Consider the following 14,305-nt stretch of genomic DNA (forward strand, 5'->3'; position numbering starts at 1 on the left):
TCCCGATCGTCCTCGTGCAACCTCCTCGCAACGTTGCCGGAGGTTGACTGGGCGGAGCCCGGCCCACTCGGGCGCGGGCCGGGCGGCCCATTGCCGGTCGAGCGACAACCGGGAGAGTGCGATGTCCGACGCCCCGCGGGTGGAGTTCACCTCCGCCGCCGCCGATCTGATGCGCAGACTGCGCGGTATCCACGGCCCGCTGATGTTCCATCAGTCGGGCGGCTGCTGCGACGGCAGCGCCCCCATGTGCTATCCGGCCGGGGAGTTCCGTACCGGAGGCTCGGACATCCTCCTGGAGTCGCTCGTGGTGGACGGCGTGGCCGAGCCCGTCCCGTTCTGGATCTCGGCGAGTCAGCAGGAGGTGTGGGCCCACACCCGGCTCATCCTCGACGTCGTGGAGGGCCGGGGCAGCGGCTTCTCGCTGGAAGCCCCGGAAGGGGTCAGGTTCCTCATCCGGTCCCGGCTGATCTGACCGGCGGGGGCCGCACGCGCGCCCGCGACCGGCTCAGCTCCCGGGAAGTGTGCCGTCCGGCTGCCGGCGTCCGCCGGGCCGCCGCGGTCACCGCACTCGCCGGCTTGGCCCTGTCCGGACCCAGGCGTCCGGGAGCCTCAGGGCTTGATGTTGGCGACCATGTCCGCGGTGCCCGTGACCCCTTGCTGGATGGTCGGGGCGAGGCTGGTGCTGGCCAGCGTGAAGCCGAGAAGAGCGCAGACGATCGCATGGGAGAGCTTGAGTCCGCCGCCACGGAGGAAGATCCCCGCGAGGACCACGAGCAGCAGCACAAGTGAGATCGAGATGGCCATGGTCGTCCTCCTCCGCCACACCGGGTATGCGGCATTCGGCCGTAAGTGTGGCGGAGGGGACCCCTGTTTCGGGCGTAAGACCTGTACGCCGTACGGGTGTTGACTCGCTGTAATGGTCGGGCTCCGGCTACCGCGGCCCCGGCAGGTCGACCAGCTCCGCCAGCGCCTCGCGGTGCGCCCCCGCCGAACCGAGCGCCACCGCATCGGACTTGGCGCGCTTGAGGTAGAGATGCGCGGGATGCTCCCACGTCATGCCGATACCGCCGTGCAGTTGGACGCACTCCTCGGCGGCGTGCACCGCGACGCGGCTGCAGTACGCCTGCGCGACCGAGACCGCGAGAGCCTTCTCAGGGCTGCCGGTGGCGAGCGCGTCAGCCGCGTTACGGGAGGCGGCGCGAGCCGAGACGATCTCCAGCCAGAGCTGCGCCATCCGGTGCTTGAGCGCTTGGAACCCACCGACGGGCCGGTTGAACTGGTGGCGCTCGCGCGTGTACCGGACGGTTTCCTCCAGACACCACTCGGCGAGCCCCAGCTGCTCCGACGCGAGCAGTCCGGCCCCGGCGACCAGCCCCCGGTCCAGCGCGGCCCGTGAATCCTCCGCGCCCGCCAGGAGGTTGCCCTGCGCCCCGTCGAGAGTGACGGTGGCGAGCGGGCGGGTGAGGTCGAGCGGGACCAGTGGCGTGACGGTGACGCCCGGGTCACGCGCCCCGACCGCGTACAGACCGTCGGCCGTCGGGACGAGCAGCACCTGCGCCGCTGCCGCGTCGGCGACCCCGCTCACCGAGCCGGTCAGGCCGGGCAACGGGACCACGGAGCCGGGCGCGGTGCTCAGCGGCACGGCGAGCACCGCGACGCACTCCCCGGAGGCGAGCGTGGCCAGCAGTTCGGTGGCCGCGGCGTTGCGGGCCCCGAGCGCGGTGAGCACCTCGGTCGCCACGACCGAACTGGTCAGATAAGGCACCGGCGCGACGCTGCGCCCCAGCTCCTCAAGGACCACCGCGGCCTCCCGGTGCGTGGCGCCCTGACCGCCGAGCTTCTCCGGTACGAGCAGTCCGGCCAGCCCCATCTCCGCGGCCAGGCCGGTCCACAGCCGCAGTTCGCCGGGGGCGCCGGACTCCACGGCGGCCAGCAGCTCCGGTGCGCCGCAGTGGTCGGCGAGCAGCGAGCGGACGGCGGAGCGCAGGTCGTCCTCGGTCTCGGAGTACAGGAGGTCGGTCATCGGGCCAGGTCCTTCCAGGCGGCGTCCTTGTCGTTGCGCGGCTCGGAAGGCAGCCCGAGCACGCGCTCGGCGACGATGTTGAGCAGCACCTCGCTGGTGCCGCCCTCGATGGAATTGCCCTTGGAGCGCAGATAGCGGTAGCCGGCGTCGCGTCCGGTGAAGTCGACCATTTCGGGGCGGCGCATGGTCCAGTCGCCGTACAGCAGCCCTTCCCCGCCGAGGAGTTCGACTTCGAGGCCGCTGATCTCCTGGTTGAGACGGGCGAAGGTGAGCTTCATGCCGGAGCCCTCGGGGCCGGGCTGGCCCGCGACGAGCTGCTGGCGCAGCCGTTCACCGGTGAGGCGGGCGACCTCGGCCTCCACCCAGAGTCCGAGGAGACGTTGGTGGAGATCGTGCGTGCGCAGTTCGGGCCGCTCGCGCCAGGTCGTGACGACGGGGCCGATCATGCCGCCCTCGCGCGGGACACGGGAGCCGCCGATGGAGACCCGCTCGTTCATCAGGGTGGTCTGGGCGACCTTCCAGCCGTCGCCCACCGGACCGAGCCGGTGGGCGTCGGGGATCCGTACCTCCGTCAGGAACACCTCGTTGAACTCGGCCTCGCCGGTGATCTGGCGCAGCGGCCGCACCTCGACGCCCGGGTCGGTCATGTCGCAGATGAAGTACGTGATTCCCCGGTGCTTGGGCACGTCGGGGTCGGTGCGGGCGATGAGGATGGCCCAGCGCGCGAGATGGGCGCTGGAGGTCCAGACCTTCTGTCCGGTGACGGTCCAGTGGTCACCGTCGCGCACGGCGCGGGTCGCCAGGGCCGCGAGGTCGGACCCGGCGCCCGGCTCGCTGAAGAGCTGGCACCACACCTCGTCGCCGACCCAGAGGGGGCGCAGGAAGCGGCGCTTCTGCTCGTCCGTGCCGTAGCGCAGGATCGTCGGCGCGGCCATGCCGAGGCCGATGCCGATCCGGCGCGGGTCGTTGTCGGGTGCCTCCGCGGCCTCCAGCTCGGCGTCCACGACGGACTGGAGCGCGCGCGGCACGCCGAGACCGCCCAGCCCCTGCGGGTAGTGCACCCAGGCGAGCCCGGCGTCGAACCGGGCGCGCAGGAAGTCGGTGCGGCCGGTGGACGCCGGAGGGTGCGCCGCGAGCAGTTCGCGGGTACGCAGCCGCAGTGCGTCGGCGTCCGGCTGTGCGGCGGTGTCGGGCAGCGGGCTGTTCTCCGTCATCGGGCCGCCCCTTCCGGGACGATCACGACACGTCCTGTGGTGATGCCGTCGGCGACCCGCTGGACCGCTGCTGCCGCGTCCTTGAGCGCGACCCGCTCGGAGACCAGCGGCTTGACGGTCCCCTCGGCGGCGAGCGCGGTCAGCTCGGCGTGGCAGCGGCCGATGGACGCGGGGTCCTTCTGCGCGTACAGGCCCCAGTGCAGGCCCATGATCGTGTAGTTCTTCACCAGCGCGTGGTTGAGCGCGGCGGTCGGGATGACGCCGCTGGCGAACCCGACGACCACGATCCGGCCCTCGAAAGCCACGCACTTGACCGACTTGGCGTACGCGTCGCCGCCGACCGGGTCGTAGACCACGTCAGCGCCGCGGCCCCCGGTGAACTCCTTGACCTGGGCGATGATGTCGTCGGTGCGCCGGTCGATGACCAGGTCGCACCCCAGCTCCGCGGCGATGCGGGCCTTCTCCGGGCCGCCGGCCACACCGATGACCCTGGCACCGGCGGCCTTGCCCAGCTGGACTGCGGCGCTGCCGACACCGCCCGCCGCCGCGTGCACCAGGAGCGTCTCGCCGCTCCGGAGGTGTGCGCGGCGGTGCAGGCCGAACCAGCCCGTCTGATAGCCGATGTGCAGCGCGGCGGCCTCCGCGTCGTCCAGCGCGGGAGGTGCCGGGAGCACAGCGGCCTCGTCGACGACGACGTACTCGGCGAAACCGCCGTGCGGCAGCGCCGGGTTGGCGATCACCCTGCGGCCGTCGGCGGTCTCGCCGCAGACCTCCACGCCCGGCGTGAACGGCAGCGGCGGGCGCACCTGGTACTGGCCCCGGCAGAGCAGCGCGTCGGGGAAGTTGATGTTGGCGGCCAGGACCTTCAGCTTGAGCTGACCCGGGCCGGCCTGCGGCTCCGCCACCTCGTCGAGGCGCATGACCGCGCCGGGCTCGCCGTTCTCGTGCACTTGCCATGCCTGCATCAGAGGCCTCCACACACCGTAGGCTGTACTGCGCTCAGCGCATACTAAGCGGTCGCTTGCTCCGCTGTGAACCGTCCCCGCCGACCGGTTCCGCACCGCCGGGGCTCTGGAGGTTTCAGGGCGCAGGCGGTATCGATGCCCCATGACGGACTACGGCTGCCCGGGACTGCCCGCCCCTCCCCCGCCCGGCGTAAGCGCACTGCCACCGGGCACCTACGAGGGGAGCGTAGTGATGGTGACGGGCGGCGGCTCGGGGCTCGGGAAGGCGATGGCCGCCGAGTTCGCGCGGCTCGGCGCCGCGCTGGTCGTCGTCGGACGCGACGCGGAGCGGCTGGAACGGGCGCGCGAGGAACTGGGAGCGCTGGGCGGGCGCGTGGTGAGCGCCGTGTGCGACATCCGGGAGCCGGAGCGGGTGGCCGGGGCGTTCGACGCGGCCGAATCGGCTGTCGGACTGCCCACAGTGCTGGTGAACAGCGCAGCGGCCAACTTCCCCGTCCCCGCCGAGGACATGTCGCCGAACGCCTGGCGCGCGGTGCTCGACACCACGCTCACCGGCACCTGGTTCATGACGCGCGAGTTCGGCCGCAGGCACCTGGCGGCGCGAACCGGCGGATCGGTGATCAATGTGGGTGCTTCCTACGCCTGGACCGGCGGACCCGGATTCGCGCACTCCGCCGCCGCCAAGGCGGGGGTGAAGAACCTGGTCGAGACCCTGGCGGTGGAGTGGGGGCCGTACGGCATCCAGGTCAACGGCCTGGTGCCGGGGCTCTTCCCGCACGCGGATCTGCCCGGAGCGATCCGCGGCCATCTGGACGGCGCCGACGACAAGGGCGTACGGCAGCCGGCCCTGCGGGTCGGCGAGCCGCACGAGCTGGGCTGGGCCGCGACCTTCCTGGCCTCACCGTACGCACGCTTCATCTCCGGGCACACCCTGGTGGTGGACGGCGCGAACTGGCAGCGGCGCGGGCTGGTCGGCGCTCCGGTGGTGACTGTGCGCGAACAACTCGGGCGGGGACCGTTCACGCCGTGAAGCACCGGGCGGGTACGCCCTGACGGCCCGGTCCCCCGATTCGGGCGAGCCCTGCGGTCCGGGCCTGATGGCGGCACCGGGCCTGGGCCCTAACGGCCCTCGAACCCCGGCTCCCGGCGGGCCGCTCCGGCCGCGTACCCCTCCCGGACGTCCTCGGATGTCAGCGTGAGGGCGGCAGCCATGGCCGTACGGTCCAGAGCGGCGGCCAGACCCGCGTCTGCGAAGGCGTCGATGTCGCGCTTCACGGCGCGGACCGCGAGCGGTGCGTTGGCCGCGATCCCGGCCGCGACCTCCCGTGCGGCGGTGTCCAGCCGCGCGCGTTCCACGACCAGCTGGACGAGCCCGAGGCGTTCCGCGGTGCGGACGTCGATACGGCGCCCGGTCAGCGCCAGGAACTTGGCCCAGCCCGCCCCGGCCTCCCTGGCGATCCGCAGGTCTCCGCCCGCGTCGACGGCGACGCCGAGCTGCGCTTCGGGGAGCGCGAACACCGCGTCGTCGGCCGCGACCCGGATGTCCGCCAACAGGGCCAGCTCGAAGCCGAACCCGAGGCAGTAGCCCTGCACGGCGGCCACCACCGGCTGCGGGAGTCCCGCGAAGACCGCGAAACGCTCGTGCACCCAGCGGATGCCCTCGTAGTAGCGCTGGGTGCGCTCGGCCGGGGACCGTCCGGTGATCGCGCCACCGGGGGCCGTGACGTCGATGCCCGCGCAGAACGCGCGCCCGTCCGCACGCAGCAGCACGACCCGGACCGCCGGGTCGAAGCGGATACGGTCGGCCAGCAGACCCAGCTGGCGGCTCGACTCCCAGCTCCAGCCGTTGAGCCGCTCGGGGCAGCAGAGCGTGAGGACCGCCACCCCGTCCTCGACCCGCAGAGTGATGCGCTCCTCGCCGTCCGGGACGTCCGTGCTCAGCGTGTCAATCATCCGCACCCCCTGGGCCGCTGCCCCGGTCCCCCGCCCGGCCCGGGACGCCATAACTGACGGCCCATCAGACTAGGGGGTGCAGTTCAGCGCCGGAAGACCTCGAAGGGGACCGCCGGCCTGCCGCCGAACCGCGCGCTCGCCGCCTTGGTGTTTGCGGTCAGGAAGGTACGACCGTACGTCCACCGCGTGCGTGAGTGAGACCGGTCCGGCGACCGCCACCCGGCGCACGCCGTTCCACGGCTGGAGCCCCCGCGTGGCCCGCTCGGGGAAGATCCAGCGGTTTCCCGCCTCGCCGCGCGTGGCGATGAGACGGAAGGATGTCCCGCCCCTCGACCGTCCACCCCGCGACGGCGGCGGCACCGGCGTTGGCACGGGTTCCAACTGCTCAGTCCTCACCGTATGATCGCCCACCGGTCGCCGGTGGCAACGCTCAGATCTCGCCCCGGACGAGGGCGAGCAGCCGGTCGAGCACCCGCGGCCCGCCGGCCCTGAGCCCGTCGTGCTCGAACTCGTCGGTGACCCAGGTGCGCAGCCCCCGGATGGACCGGGCGGTGCGCAGCGCCTGTTCCGTGTCGACGTACATGTCGTCGTGGTAGACGGCGGCGGCGACCGGCACCTCGTTCGCCGCGAGCCGGTCCCGGTCGTAGAGCCGGGGCCAGTCCGCACGAGCGGCGAGCAGGTCGGCGGTCTCGCGCAGCGGGCGCAGGGCCGGATCCACCTCGAAGTGCCAGGGGTGCACGGACTCGCCGGTGAAGGGCAGCGGGACGTCGCCCGCGAGGGCCACGTCCGCGTCGAAGGCCGGGAATTCGGTGCGCACCCGCTCGGCCGACCAGGCGGTGGGGCCGCTGTCCTGCCCGTAGGCCGACTCGTGCACCAGCGCGTACAGCGGGTGCGCGGCGAAGGAGAGCGCGGCGTGCACCCTCTCCTGGAAGGCGTCGGAGAGCTGCGGGCCCTGCGCGGTCTCGACGAAGGCGTCCTCGATGAGGTAGTGCAGGGCGTGGCTGCCCTCCCCGCCGCCCAGTGCGATGCCCAGGGACTGGAAGGCTTCGACGGTAAGGGTGTAACCGCTGTTCAGCACCGGGCGGTTGGCGCGCAGATGGGCGGCGATGCGGCGGGCACCCGCGACATCCTGCGGGTAGCGGGCGTAGTGCGCGGCCGTCTTGCGGGCGATGCGGGGGTAGGCGGCCCGGTAGACGTCGTCCGCGTGCCCGTCGAGTGTGGGAAGACCGCCGGTGATCAGTGCGGCGGCGAGACCCTCGGGCGCCGCTGAGAGGTAGCGGACGGCGCAGAACCCGCCGAAGCTCTGGCCGAGTACGGTCCACGGCGCACCGCCGGTGAGCCGCGGGCGGATGCGCTCGCAGTCCCGGACGATCGAGTCGGAGCGGAAGTGCCCGAGATAGCGGGCCTGCTCGGCGGGGCCGCCGCGCAGGGGGAGGGTCTGGCGGTTGACGGGCGTGGAGGATCCGGTGCCGCGCTGGTCGAGCAGTAGCACCCGGAACTCCTGTACGGCGCGGCCGAGCCAGGCCTGCTTCCCGTGGAACCGGTTCGCACCGAATCCGGGGCCGCCCTGGAGGTACAGCAACCACGGGAGGCCGGCGTCCGCCTTGTCGGATGCGACGACCTCGCGGGCGTACAGCTCGATCTGTTCCCCGTCCGGCTGCGCATGGTCGAGGGGAACCTGGAACCGGTGGTCGGTGAGGACGAGGCCGGGCTGGTGGTAACGGGTCATCGGTACTCCTGGTCGGACGTGCGGCACCCTCATGATCCACCATCCCGGTCCGCGATACGCCATGCCCGGCGGACCGGATCAGACGGTGACCTCCACCAGTTCCGGACCGCCCAGACCGGCCAGCGCCCGCAGGTCGGGCAGCAGCCGCCCAGTGGCGAGCGCCCAGTGGTGTCCGACACCGCTCGCGCTCCAGGCGTCGGTCCACTCCCCCGGGTCCACCCCGAAGTCGACCCGGGACGTGGTGTTGCCGATCTTCAGCCGCGGGCCGCCGACGACCTCGCCCTCGGCGGCGACGATCCGGTAGCGGCCGTCGCGGGTCTGCCCGAGCCCGACCAGGGTGACCGGGCCGTGCCGCACGTCGAACTCGACGGAGACCCCCCAGCCGCGCTTGCCGTGAAACACCCCGAGACCGCGCAGCAGCGGGCGTCCGTCGCTGATGGCGAGATGACCGGGGCCGTCGTGGCCCATCTCGACGATCCCCGCGCGGAAATCGAGCGCCTGGAGTTCGGTGAAGGAGCCGCCGGCGCCGAGCCGGCCGGCGATCAGCATGGCCAGCGAGGTGCGCAGTTCGTACTCGCCGCAGACCGGGATCCCGCGTGCGGTCAGCAGTGAGGCGCCCAGGGTGAGCCCGGCGCCCAGCCGTTCGTGGATGTCGCCGTCGAGTCCGCGGTGGTAGTACGCGAGCGAGTCGAGGTCGAAGTCGGCGACGAGCCGGTCGAGACCGGCGGACACCCTGGCCGCCCAGGCCAGATCGCCGGGTGCGACGGAGCCGTCGATCTCGAAGAGCCGCCGGGTCTCCGCGAGCCTCGACCCGGTCGCGTCGTCGTCCGCCTGCTCGACCCGGACCCGCAGGTCGTCGATCTCCAGCACCTCGACATGTCCGCCGAGAGTGCCCGGGACCATGGTGAGGTCGGTGGACACGTCGTACATCCCCGGATAGAGGTGCCCCAGCAGTCCGTGCCGGCCCTGCCGCAGCACGGCCCGCACACCGGCCGCGCGGACCCAGCGGCCGATCCGCTCCCAGGCCCGCTCGTCCTCCAGGTGTCCGGAGACCGAGCGGAACTCCACCCCCACCCGCTCGAAGGTGCCGGCCATCTCCGGCAGCGGACAGGCGCCGCAGTACGCCAGCCAGTCCCCGGTGCCGAAGGAGCCGTGGTCCATCGCCTCGGTGGGCTGGAGGTTGACGAGCAGGACGGGAGCGCCGCTGCGCTGGGCCACCGGGACCAGCATGGTGGCGGTCAGATACGTCGCGAGGAAGCAGACGATGAGGTCGCATCCCGCGGCGCGCAGCCGCTCCGCCGCTTCGGCGCCCTCCTGCGCGTCGGAGACGAATCCGGCATCCACCACCTCCGCGCCGAGTCCGCGCAACCGCTCCGCCACCCTGGCGGCGGAGCGGCGCAACTGCGGGAGCAGTTCCGGGAACTGCGGCCAGTACGCGCCGAGCCCGCCCGCTACGAGTCCGACCTTGGGCCTGCGGGCGACGGCGGGTGTCCGTGCGGTCATGCGGTCCAGTGCTCCCGTCCGGTCCGTGCGGTGTGATCGCTGGGTGCGGGGTGCTGTGCCTCAGGGTTCAGAAGGCCCGGCAGGCCCGGCGGGATCGGAAGTTGAACCGGTCGATGTTGGCCTTGTCGAAGACGGTGGGCGGTCCGAGGATGACCTCGCCGTCCTTGCCGACGGTGTAGTCGCCCAGGTCTCCGGCCTTGAACTTCTCGCCCTCGGCCCCGGTGATCTGCCCGGAGGCGAGCGCCGCCGCCGCGTACGACGCGAGCTTGCCGAGCTTCTTGGGGTCCCAGAGCGCGAACTGCGCGACGGTCTCGTCCTTGACGTACTTGCGCATCTGGTTGGGGGTGCCCAGACCGTTCACGACGACCTTGCCCTTGTACGAGGAGGCGCTGATGTACCGGGCGGCCGCGGCGATGCCGACCGTCGTGGGCGAGATGATGCCCTTCAGCTTCGGGTAGGCCTTGAGCAGTCCCTGCGTCTCCTGGAAGGACTTCTGGTCGTCGTCGTCCCCGTAGGCGACCTTCACCAGCTTCATGTTCTTGTACGCCGGTTTCTTCAGCTCGTCCTTCATGTACGAGATCCAGGTGTTCTGGTTCGTCGCGTTCTGGGTGGCCGAGAGGATCGCGATCTGGCCCTTGTGGTGCAGCTGCTCGGCGATGTGCTGGATCTGGGTACGGCCGATCTGTTCGGAGCTCGCCTGGTTGATGAAGATCTGCCGGCAGTCCTTGGCGGTGTCCGAGTCGTACGCGACGACCTTGATGTTCTGCTTCATCGCCTGCTTGAGCGGGCCGCACACCGCGTTGGGGTCGTTGGCCGCGATGAGGATGGCGTTCTGCCGCTGCTGGGTGAGGGTGTTGATGTACGAGACCTGGGAGGACGCCTTGGCGTCGGACGGACCGACCTCCTTGCCGCCGGCGGCGAACTCCTTGGCGGCGGCGATTCCCGCGTTGTCGACGATCTGCTCGTACGGGTTGTTGATCTGCTTCGGGAGGAAGGCCAGCTTGAGCCCCTTCTTGAGCGGGGCGTCCGGGTTGGCCTTCTGGCCGCTCTCGGCCGGCTTGTCGTCGTTCTTCACCGAGTCCTTGGTGGTTCCCGAGCAGCCCGCGAGAGCGAGGGAGCAGACCACGGCTGTGACGGCGAGCGCGCGGGTGCGCGGACGCGTGGCACGGAGGTTCCGGTTGCGGAGGTTCATGATGTGGAGGGCCTCTCGAATGGTGTCTGGTCGGGGAGTTGGTCGGGGATGCTGCGCCGTTCGGAGACCGCGGTGATGACGCGCGGAGTGAGGACGGACGCGATGAGCAGCAGGCCGGTGACGATCACCTGGACCTCGTTGGACACATCGTTGAGGGTGAGCAGATTGCCGAGCAGTCCGATCAGCAGGACCCCGGCGACCGCGCCGCCGAGCGTTCCCTTTCCGCCGTCGAAGTCGACTCCGCCGAGCAGGACCGAGGCGATGACGGTGAGTTCGAGGCCGATGCCGTTGTCGGCACGGGCGCTGCCGTAGCGCAGCGTGTAGACGATCCCGGCGAAGGAGGCGACGAGCCCGGACACCGCGAACAGTGCGATCTTGATGCGCCTGACCCGGATGCCCGCGAAGTACGCCGCGTCCTCCTGGGCGCCGATGGCGAAGAGCGAGCGCCCGAACCCGGTGCAGTGCAGCACCACGGCGGTGATCACGGCCAGCACGATGAACAGGGCGACGGGGTACGGCACGAACGTGCCGGGCACCGTCCTGGTGTACGCCGCCCACTTCGCGTACGCGTCCGGGAAGTCGGCGACGGCCTTGTCCCCCAGGACCACCGACGCGAGGCCCCGGTAGAGGGTGAGCGTTCCGATGGTCACCGCCAGCGAGGGAAGTCCGATGCGGGTGACCAGCCAGCCGTTCAGCACGCCGCCCGCCGCACCGACCAGCAGGCAGACGGGCACGATCAGTTCGAAGGTCCAGCCCGCGTCCCACAGGGCCCCGGCCAGTGCGCTGGAGAGCCCGAGCATCGACGCCACCGAGAGGTCGACCTGCCCGGCGACGACCAGCAGCGTCATCGGCAGGGCGATGAGCGCGATCTCCGCGGTGTCGTCGAGCGCGGCGGAGAGGTTGGAGGTGTCGGCGAAGCCGTCGGTGGTGCCCGCGCCCGCCAGGAAGACGGCGACCAGGAGGACGGTGACGACGGTGTCCCAGCGCACGTATTTGGTGAGGGTCGTCATCGCCTGCTCCTCTTCCGCAGGGCGCTCGTGGTGCGCACCTGCACGATGCGGTCGGTGGTGATGGCCGCCAGCAGCAGCACGCCGGTGATGGCCTGCTGCCAGAAGGAGTCCACCTTCAGCACGACCAGGGCGCTGCCGATGGTGGTGAGCAGCAGCGCGCCGAGCGCCGCTCCCCATACGGCGCCGGTGCCGCCGGTGATCGCGACCCCGCCGACGACGACGGCGCTGACCACGGTGAGCTCCCAGCCGTTGGCCGCGTCCGCGACGACGGTGCCGAAACGGGCGAGCCAGAGAGCTCCGGCGAATCCGGCGACCGCGCCGGAGAAGGCGTACGCGCCGAGGATCCTGCGGCGGACCGGGATGCCCGCGAGGCGGGCGGCCTCGGGGCTGGAGCCGATGGCGTACAGCTCGCGCCCGCTGCGGTAGGTCCGCAGGTAGTACGCGGTCCCGGCGAGGACCGCGGCGGAGATCAGGGGCAGATAGGGGATGCCGAGCACGCTGCCGGTACCGAGCGAGAGCACGCCGTCGGGGACGTTGACGGCGTTGATCTGCTCACCGTGCGCCCAGGCGTGGTCGACGCCCTGGACGACGTACAGCATGCCGAGCGTGACGACCAGCGCGGGCACCCGTCCGAAGCTGACGAGCGCTCCGCTGACGAGGCCGCAGACGACACCGAGCCCGAGTCCCAGCAGGACCACGGTGATGGCGCTGTGGTCGGTGCCGGAGGCGAAGTGGCCGCAGGCGAAGGCCGTCAGACCGGTGACCGAGCCGACCGAGAGGTCGATGTTGCGGGTGATGACGACGACGGACTGGCCGACGGCGAGGAGGACCAGGATCGAGGAGTTGAGCAGCAGGTCCTTGATGCCCTGGTCGTCGAGGAAGCCGGGGTTGGCGAGCCAGGTGCAGAGGATGAGGAGCACCAGCGCGCCGCCGATGCTCAGTTCGCGGGCCCGGAAGACGGTGTCGAGCAGCGAGCGCGCGGAGTCCGGTGCGGGCAGGGGCTTGTCGAGGGTGGTGGTCATGCCGCCGCGTCCTCCTCGGTGCCGCCGCGTCCCGCCGCAGCGGCCATCACCGACTCCTCGGTGGCGGCCGTGCGGGGTATTTCGGCCACCAGCCGCCCTTCGCGCATGACCAGCACCCGGTCCGCCATGCCCAGGACCTCCGGCAGATCGGATGAGACCATCAGGACGGCGAGCCCTTCGGCGGCGAGCCCGGAGAGCAGCCGGTGAACCTCGGCCTTCGTGCCCACGTCGATACCGCGGGTGGGTTCGTCGATGATGAGCACCTTGGGCTCGGTGGCCAGCCACTTGGCGAGCACGACCTTCTGCTGGTTGCCCCCGGAGAGCACTCCGACGCTGTCGCCGAGCCTGCAGTACTTGAGCTGGAGCCGCACCGCCCAGTCCGCGGCCCGCGCGGTCTCCAGCGTCCGGCGGACCAGCCCCGCGCGGCCGAGGCTGCCGAGTCCGGTGAGGCCGATGTTGCGCTCGATCGACATCTCCATGACGAGACCGCGCTGGCGCCGGTCCTCGGGGACCAGGGCGATCCCGGCGTCCATCGCGGCGGTGGGTGAACCGGGTTGCAGCTTCCGTCCGTTCACGGTCACCTCGCCCGCGTCCGCCCGGTCGACCCCGAAGACCGCCTGGACGACCTCGCTGCGCCCGGCGCCGACGAGCCCGGCGAGCGCGACGATCTCGCCGCGGCGCACGTCGAAGCTGATGTCACGGAAGACGCCTTCGCGGGTCAGTCTGCTGACGGACAGGGCGGTCTCGCCGAGCGCGGCCGGCTGCTTGGGGTAGAGCTCGCCGAGGTCGCGGCCCACCATCCGGCGTACGAGGTCGTCCTCGGTCAGTCCTTCGAGGAGCTCGGTGGCGACCAGCCGTCCGTCGCGCAGCGTGGTGACGCGCCGGCAGAGCCGGAACATCTCCTCAAGCCGGTGCGAGATGAAGAGGACGGCGGCGCCTTCACCGCGCAGTGTCTCCACCACCGCGAAGAGCCGGGCGGCCTCGCTCCCGGTGAGGGCGGCGGTCGGCTCGTCCATGATCAGGACGCGGGCGTCGAAGGAGAGCGCCTTGGCGATCTCGACGATCTGCTGGTCCGCGATGGACAGCCCGCGCGCGGGCCGCGCGGGGTCGAGTGCCACACCGAGCCTGCGCATCAGTGCGGCGGTCGCCTCGTGCACGGCCCTGCGGTCGATACGGCGCAGCGCCCGGCGCGGCTGACGGCCCATGAAGATGTTCTCGGCGATGGACAGATCGGGGAAGAGCGTCGGCTCCTGGTAGATGACGGCGACACCGGCGTCGCGGGCGTCGGCCGGTCCGTGGAACTCGACGGGTTCGCCGTCCAGCAGGATCCGGCCGGAGCCGGTTCTGTACACACCGGCGAGGATCTTGATGAGGGTTGATTTGCCCGCCCCGTTCTCACCCGCGAGGGCGTGGGCCTCACCGGCGAACAGATGCAGGGAGACGTCCTGGAGGGCCCGAACCGCGCCGAAGGACTTGGAGACGTCCTCCAGCGCGAGCACGGGAGCAGGGCCCGCGCCCGGGTCGGACTGGGTCATGGAAGCTCCTCGGTTGCTGAGGGCATGCGTCTCGAACACATGAAAGGTTTCAACTCGATTGCACGGAAGCTAGGGGCGCCGTTCGCCCCACGTCAATGGGCGTGCAACAGAAAATTTCGCCGCGTCCGGCACGTCGGGGTGCCCATGGAATCCGCTCTG

Annotated in this window: 13 protein-coding genes and 1 pseudogene; 2 read left to right on the plus strand and 12 right to left on the minus strand. The window is 71.6% G+C overall.

What is annotated here, in order from left to right:
• Window positions 1–121: 121 nt before the first annotated feature.
• Window positions 122–472, plus strand: coding sequence for a DUF779 domain-containing protein (locus tag OG285_RS01790; RefSeq protein ID WP_356835305.1), 351 nt, complete (start codon window positions 122–124; stop codon window positions 470–472).
• A gap of 137 nt (window positions 473–609) precedes the next feature.
• Here the strand turns inward: OG285_RS01790 and OG285_RS01795 are convergent, their stop codons facing one another.
• From OG285_RS01795 to OG285_RS01810, 4 genes are all read right to left on the minus strand, one after another.
• Entirely contained in the window at window positions 610–804 is a 195-nt protein-coding gene (locus tag OG285_RS01795) for a hypothetical protein (protein ID WP_356835303.1), read from the minus strand.
• A 127-nt stretch (window positions 805–931) separates the two neighbouring features.
• Window positions 932–2,023 (minus strand): acyl-CoA dehydrogenase family protein, encoded by a 1,092-nt coding sequence (locus tag OG285_RS01800; protein WP_371789938.1) that lies wholly within the window; start codon window positions 2,021–2,023, stop codon window positions 932–934.
• Window positions 2,020–3,237 carry an acyl-CoA dehydrogenase family protein gene (locus tag OG285_RS01805; RefSeq protein ID WP_371789939.1) on the minus strand — a complete coding sequence of 406 codons (1,218 nt, stop codon included), beginning with the start codon at window positions 3,235–3,237 and terminating at the stop codon, window positions 2,020–2,022. The genes OG285_RS01800 and OG285_RS01805 overlap by 4 nt, the downstream gene beginning before the upstream one ends.
• Complete coding sequence (locus OG285_RS01810) at window positions 3,234–4,202, minus strand: NADPH:quinone oxidoreductase family protein (protein WP_356835297.1); 969 nt, start codon at window positions 4,200–4,202, stop codon at window positions 3,234–3,236. The genes OG285_RS01805 and OG285_RS01810 overlap by 4 nt, the downstream gene beginning before the upstream one ends.
• A gap of 142 nt (window positions 4,203–4,344) precedes the next feature.
• Between OG285_RS01810 and OG285_RS01815 the strand changes: the two genes are divergently transcribed.
• Window positions 4,345–5,232, plus strand: a complete 888-nt coding sequence (locus OG285_RS01815) for an SDR family oxidoreductase (protein WP_371789940.1) — start codon at window positions 4,345–4,347, stop codon at window positions 5,230–5,232.
• Window positions 5,233–5,321: 89 nt separating this feature from the next.
• Here the strand turns inward: OG285_RS01815 and OG285_RS01820 are convergent, their stop codons facing one another.
• The 8 genes and pseudogenes from OG285_RS01820 to OG285_RS01855 form a co-directional block, all read right to left on the minus strand.
• Window positions 5,322–6,155, minus strand: coding sequence for an enoyl-CoA hydratase/isomerase family protein (locus OG285_RS01820; protein ID WP_371789941.1), 834 nt, complete (start codon window positions 6,153–6,155; stop codon window positions 5,322–5,324).
• Window positions 6,156–6,238: 83 nt separating this feature from the next.
• A pseudogene (locus OG285_RS01825) lies at window positions 6,239–6,449 on the minus strand (PIG-L family deacetylase); the annotation flags it as partial.
• A gap of 136 nt (window positions 6,450–6,585) precedes the next feature.
• A complete protein-coding gene (locus OG285_RS01830; protein ID WP_371789942.1) occupies window positions 6,586–7,884 on the minus strand; it encodes an alpha/beta fold hydrolase in 1,299 nt (432 codons plus the stop codon).
• 78 nt (window positions 7,885–7,962) lie between these two features.
• Window positions 7,963–9,387, minus strand: a complete 1,425-nt coding sequence (locus tag OG285_RS01835) for an arabinose isomerase (RefSeq protein ID WP_371789943.1) — start codon at window positions 9,385–9,387, stop codon at window positions 7,963–7,965.
• Window positions 9,388–9,454: 67 nt separating this feature from the next.
• Window positions 9,455–10,579: a rhamnose ABC transporter substrate-binding protein gene (rhaS, locus tag OG285_RS01840; protein WP_371789944.1), complete on the minus strand. Its 1,125-nt coding sequence runs from the start codon at window positions 10,577–10,579 to the stop codon at window positions 9,455–9,457.
• Window positions 10,576–11,589: an ABC transporter permease gene (locus OG285_RS01845; RefSeq protein ID WP_371789945.1), complete on the minus strand. Its 1,014-nt coding sequence runs from the start codon at window positions 11,587–11,589 to the stop codon at window positions 10,576–10,578. The genes rhaS and OG285_RS01845 overlap by 4 nt, the downstream gene beginning before the upstream one ends.
• Window positions 11,586–12,611: an ABC transporter permease gene (locus OG285_RS01850; protein WP_356835283.1), complete on the minus strand. Its 1,026-nt coding sequence runs from the start codon at window positions 12,609–12,611 to the stop codon at window positions 11,586–11,588. The genes OG285_RS01845 and OG285_RS01850 overlap by 4 nt, the downstream gene beginning before the upstream one ends.
• Window positions 12,608–14,146: a sugar ABC transporter ATP-binding protein gene (locus OG285_RS01855; RefSeq protein WP_371789946.1), complete on the minus strand. Its 1,539-nt coding sequence runs from the start codon at window positions 14,144–14,146 to the stop codon at window positions 12,608–12,610. The genes OG285_RS01850 and OG285_RS01855 overlap by 4 nt, the downstream gene beginning before the upstream one ends.
• Window positions 14,147–14,305 lie beyond the last annotated feature (159 nt).

It is taken from the genome of Streptomyces sp. NBC_01471 (genome assembly GCF_041438865.1).
Lineage (GTDB): Bacteria > Actinomycetota > Actinomycetes > Streptomycetales > Streptomycetaceae > Streptomyces.

Excerpts from the sequence above, each read along its gene's own strand:
- OG285_RS01790 (WP_356835305.1), top strand. The coding sequence starts at position 122 with ATGTCCGACGCCCCGCGGGTGGAGTTCACCTCCGCCGCCGCCGATCTG.
- OG285_RS01795 (WP_356835303.1), bottom strand. The coding sequence starts at position 804 with ATGGCCATCTCGATCTCACTTGTGCTGCTGCTCGTGGTCCTCGCGGGG.
- OG285_RS01800 (WP_371789938.1), bottom strand. The coding sequence starts at position 2,023 with ATGACCGACCTCCTGTACTCCGAGACCGAGGACGACCTGCGCTCCGCC.
- OG285_RS01805 (WP_371789939.1), bottom strand. The coding sequence starts at position 3,237 with ATGACGGAGAACAGCCCGCTGCCCGACACCGCCGCACAGCCGGACGCC.
- OG285_RS01810 (WP_356835297.1), bottom strand. The coding sequence starts at position 4,202 with ATGCAGGCATGGCAAGTGCACGAGAACGGCGAGCCCGGCGCGGTCATG.
- OG285_RS01815 (WP_371789940.1), top strand. The coding sequence starts at position 4,345 with ATGACGGACTACGGCTGCCCGGGACTGCCCGCCCCTCCCCCGCCCGGC.
- OG285_RS01820 (WP_371789941.1), bottom strand. The coding sequence starts at position 6,155 with ATGATTGACACGCTGAGCACGGACGTCCCGGACGGCGAGGAGCGCATC.
- OG285_RS01830 (WP_371789942.1), bottom strand. The coding sequence starts at position 7,884 with ATGACCCGTTACCACCAGCCCGGCCTCGTCCTCACCGACCACCGGTTC.
- OG285_RS01835 (WP_371789943.1), bottom strand. The coding sequence starts at position 9,387 with ATGACCGCACGGACACCCGCCGTCGCCCGCAGGCCCAAGGTCGGACTC.
- rhaS (WP_371789944.1), bottom strand. The coding sequence starts at position 10,579 with ATGAACCTCCGCAACCGGAACCTCCGTGCCACGCGTCCGCGCACCCGC.
- OG285_RS01845 (WP_371789945.1), bottom strand. The coding sequence starts at position 11,589 with ATGACGACCCTCACCAAATACGTGCGCTGGGACACCGTCGTCACCGTC.
- OG285_RS01850 (WP_356835283.1), bottom strand. The coding sequence starts at position 12,611 with ATGACCACCACCCTCGACAAGCCCCTGCCCGCACCGGACTCCGCGCGC.
- OG285_RS01855 (WP_371789946.1), bottom strand. The coding sequence starts at position 14,146 with ATGACCCAGTCCGACCCGGGCGCGGGCCCTGCTCCCGTGCTCGCGCTG.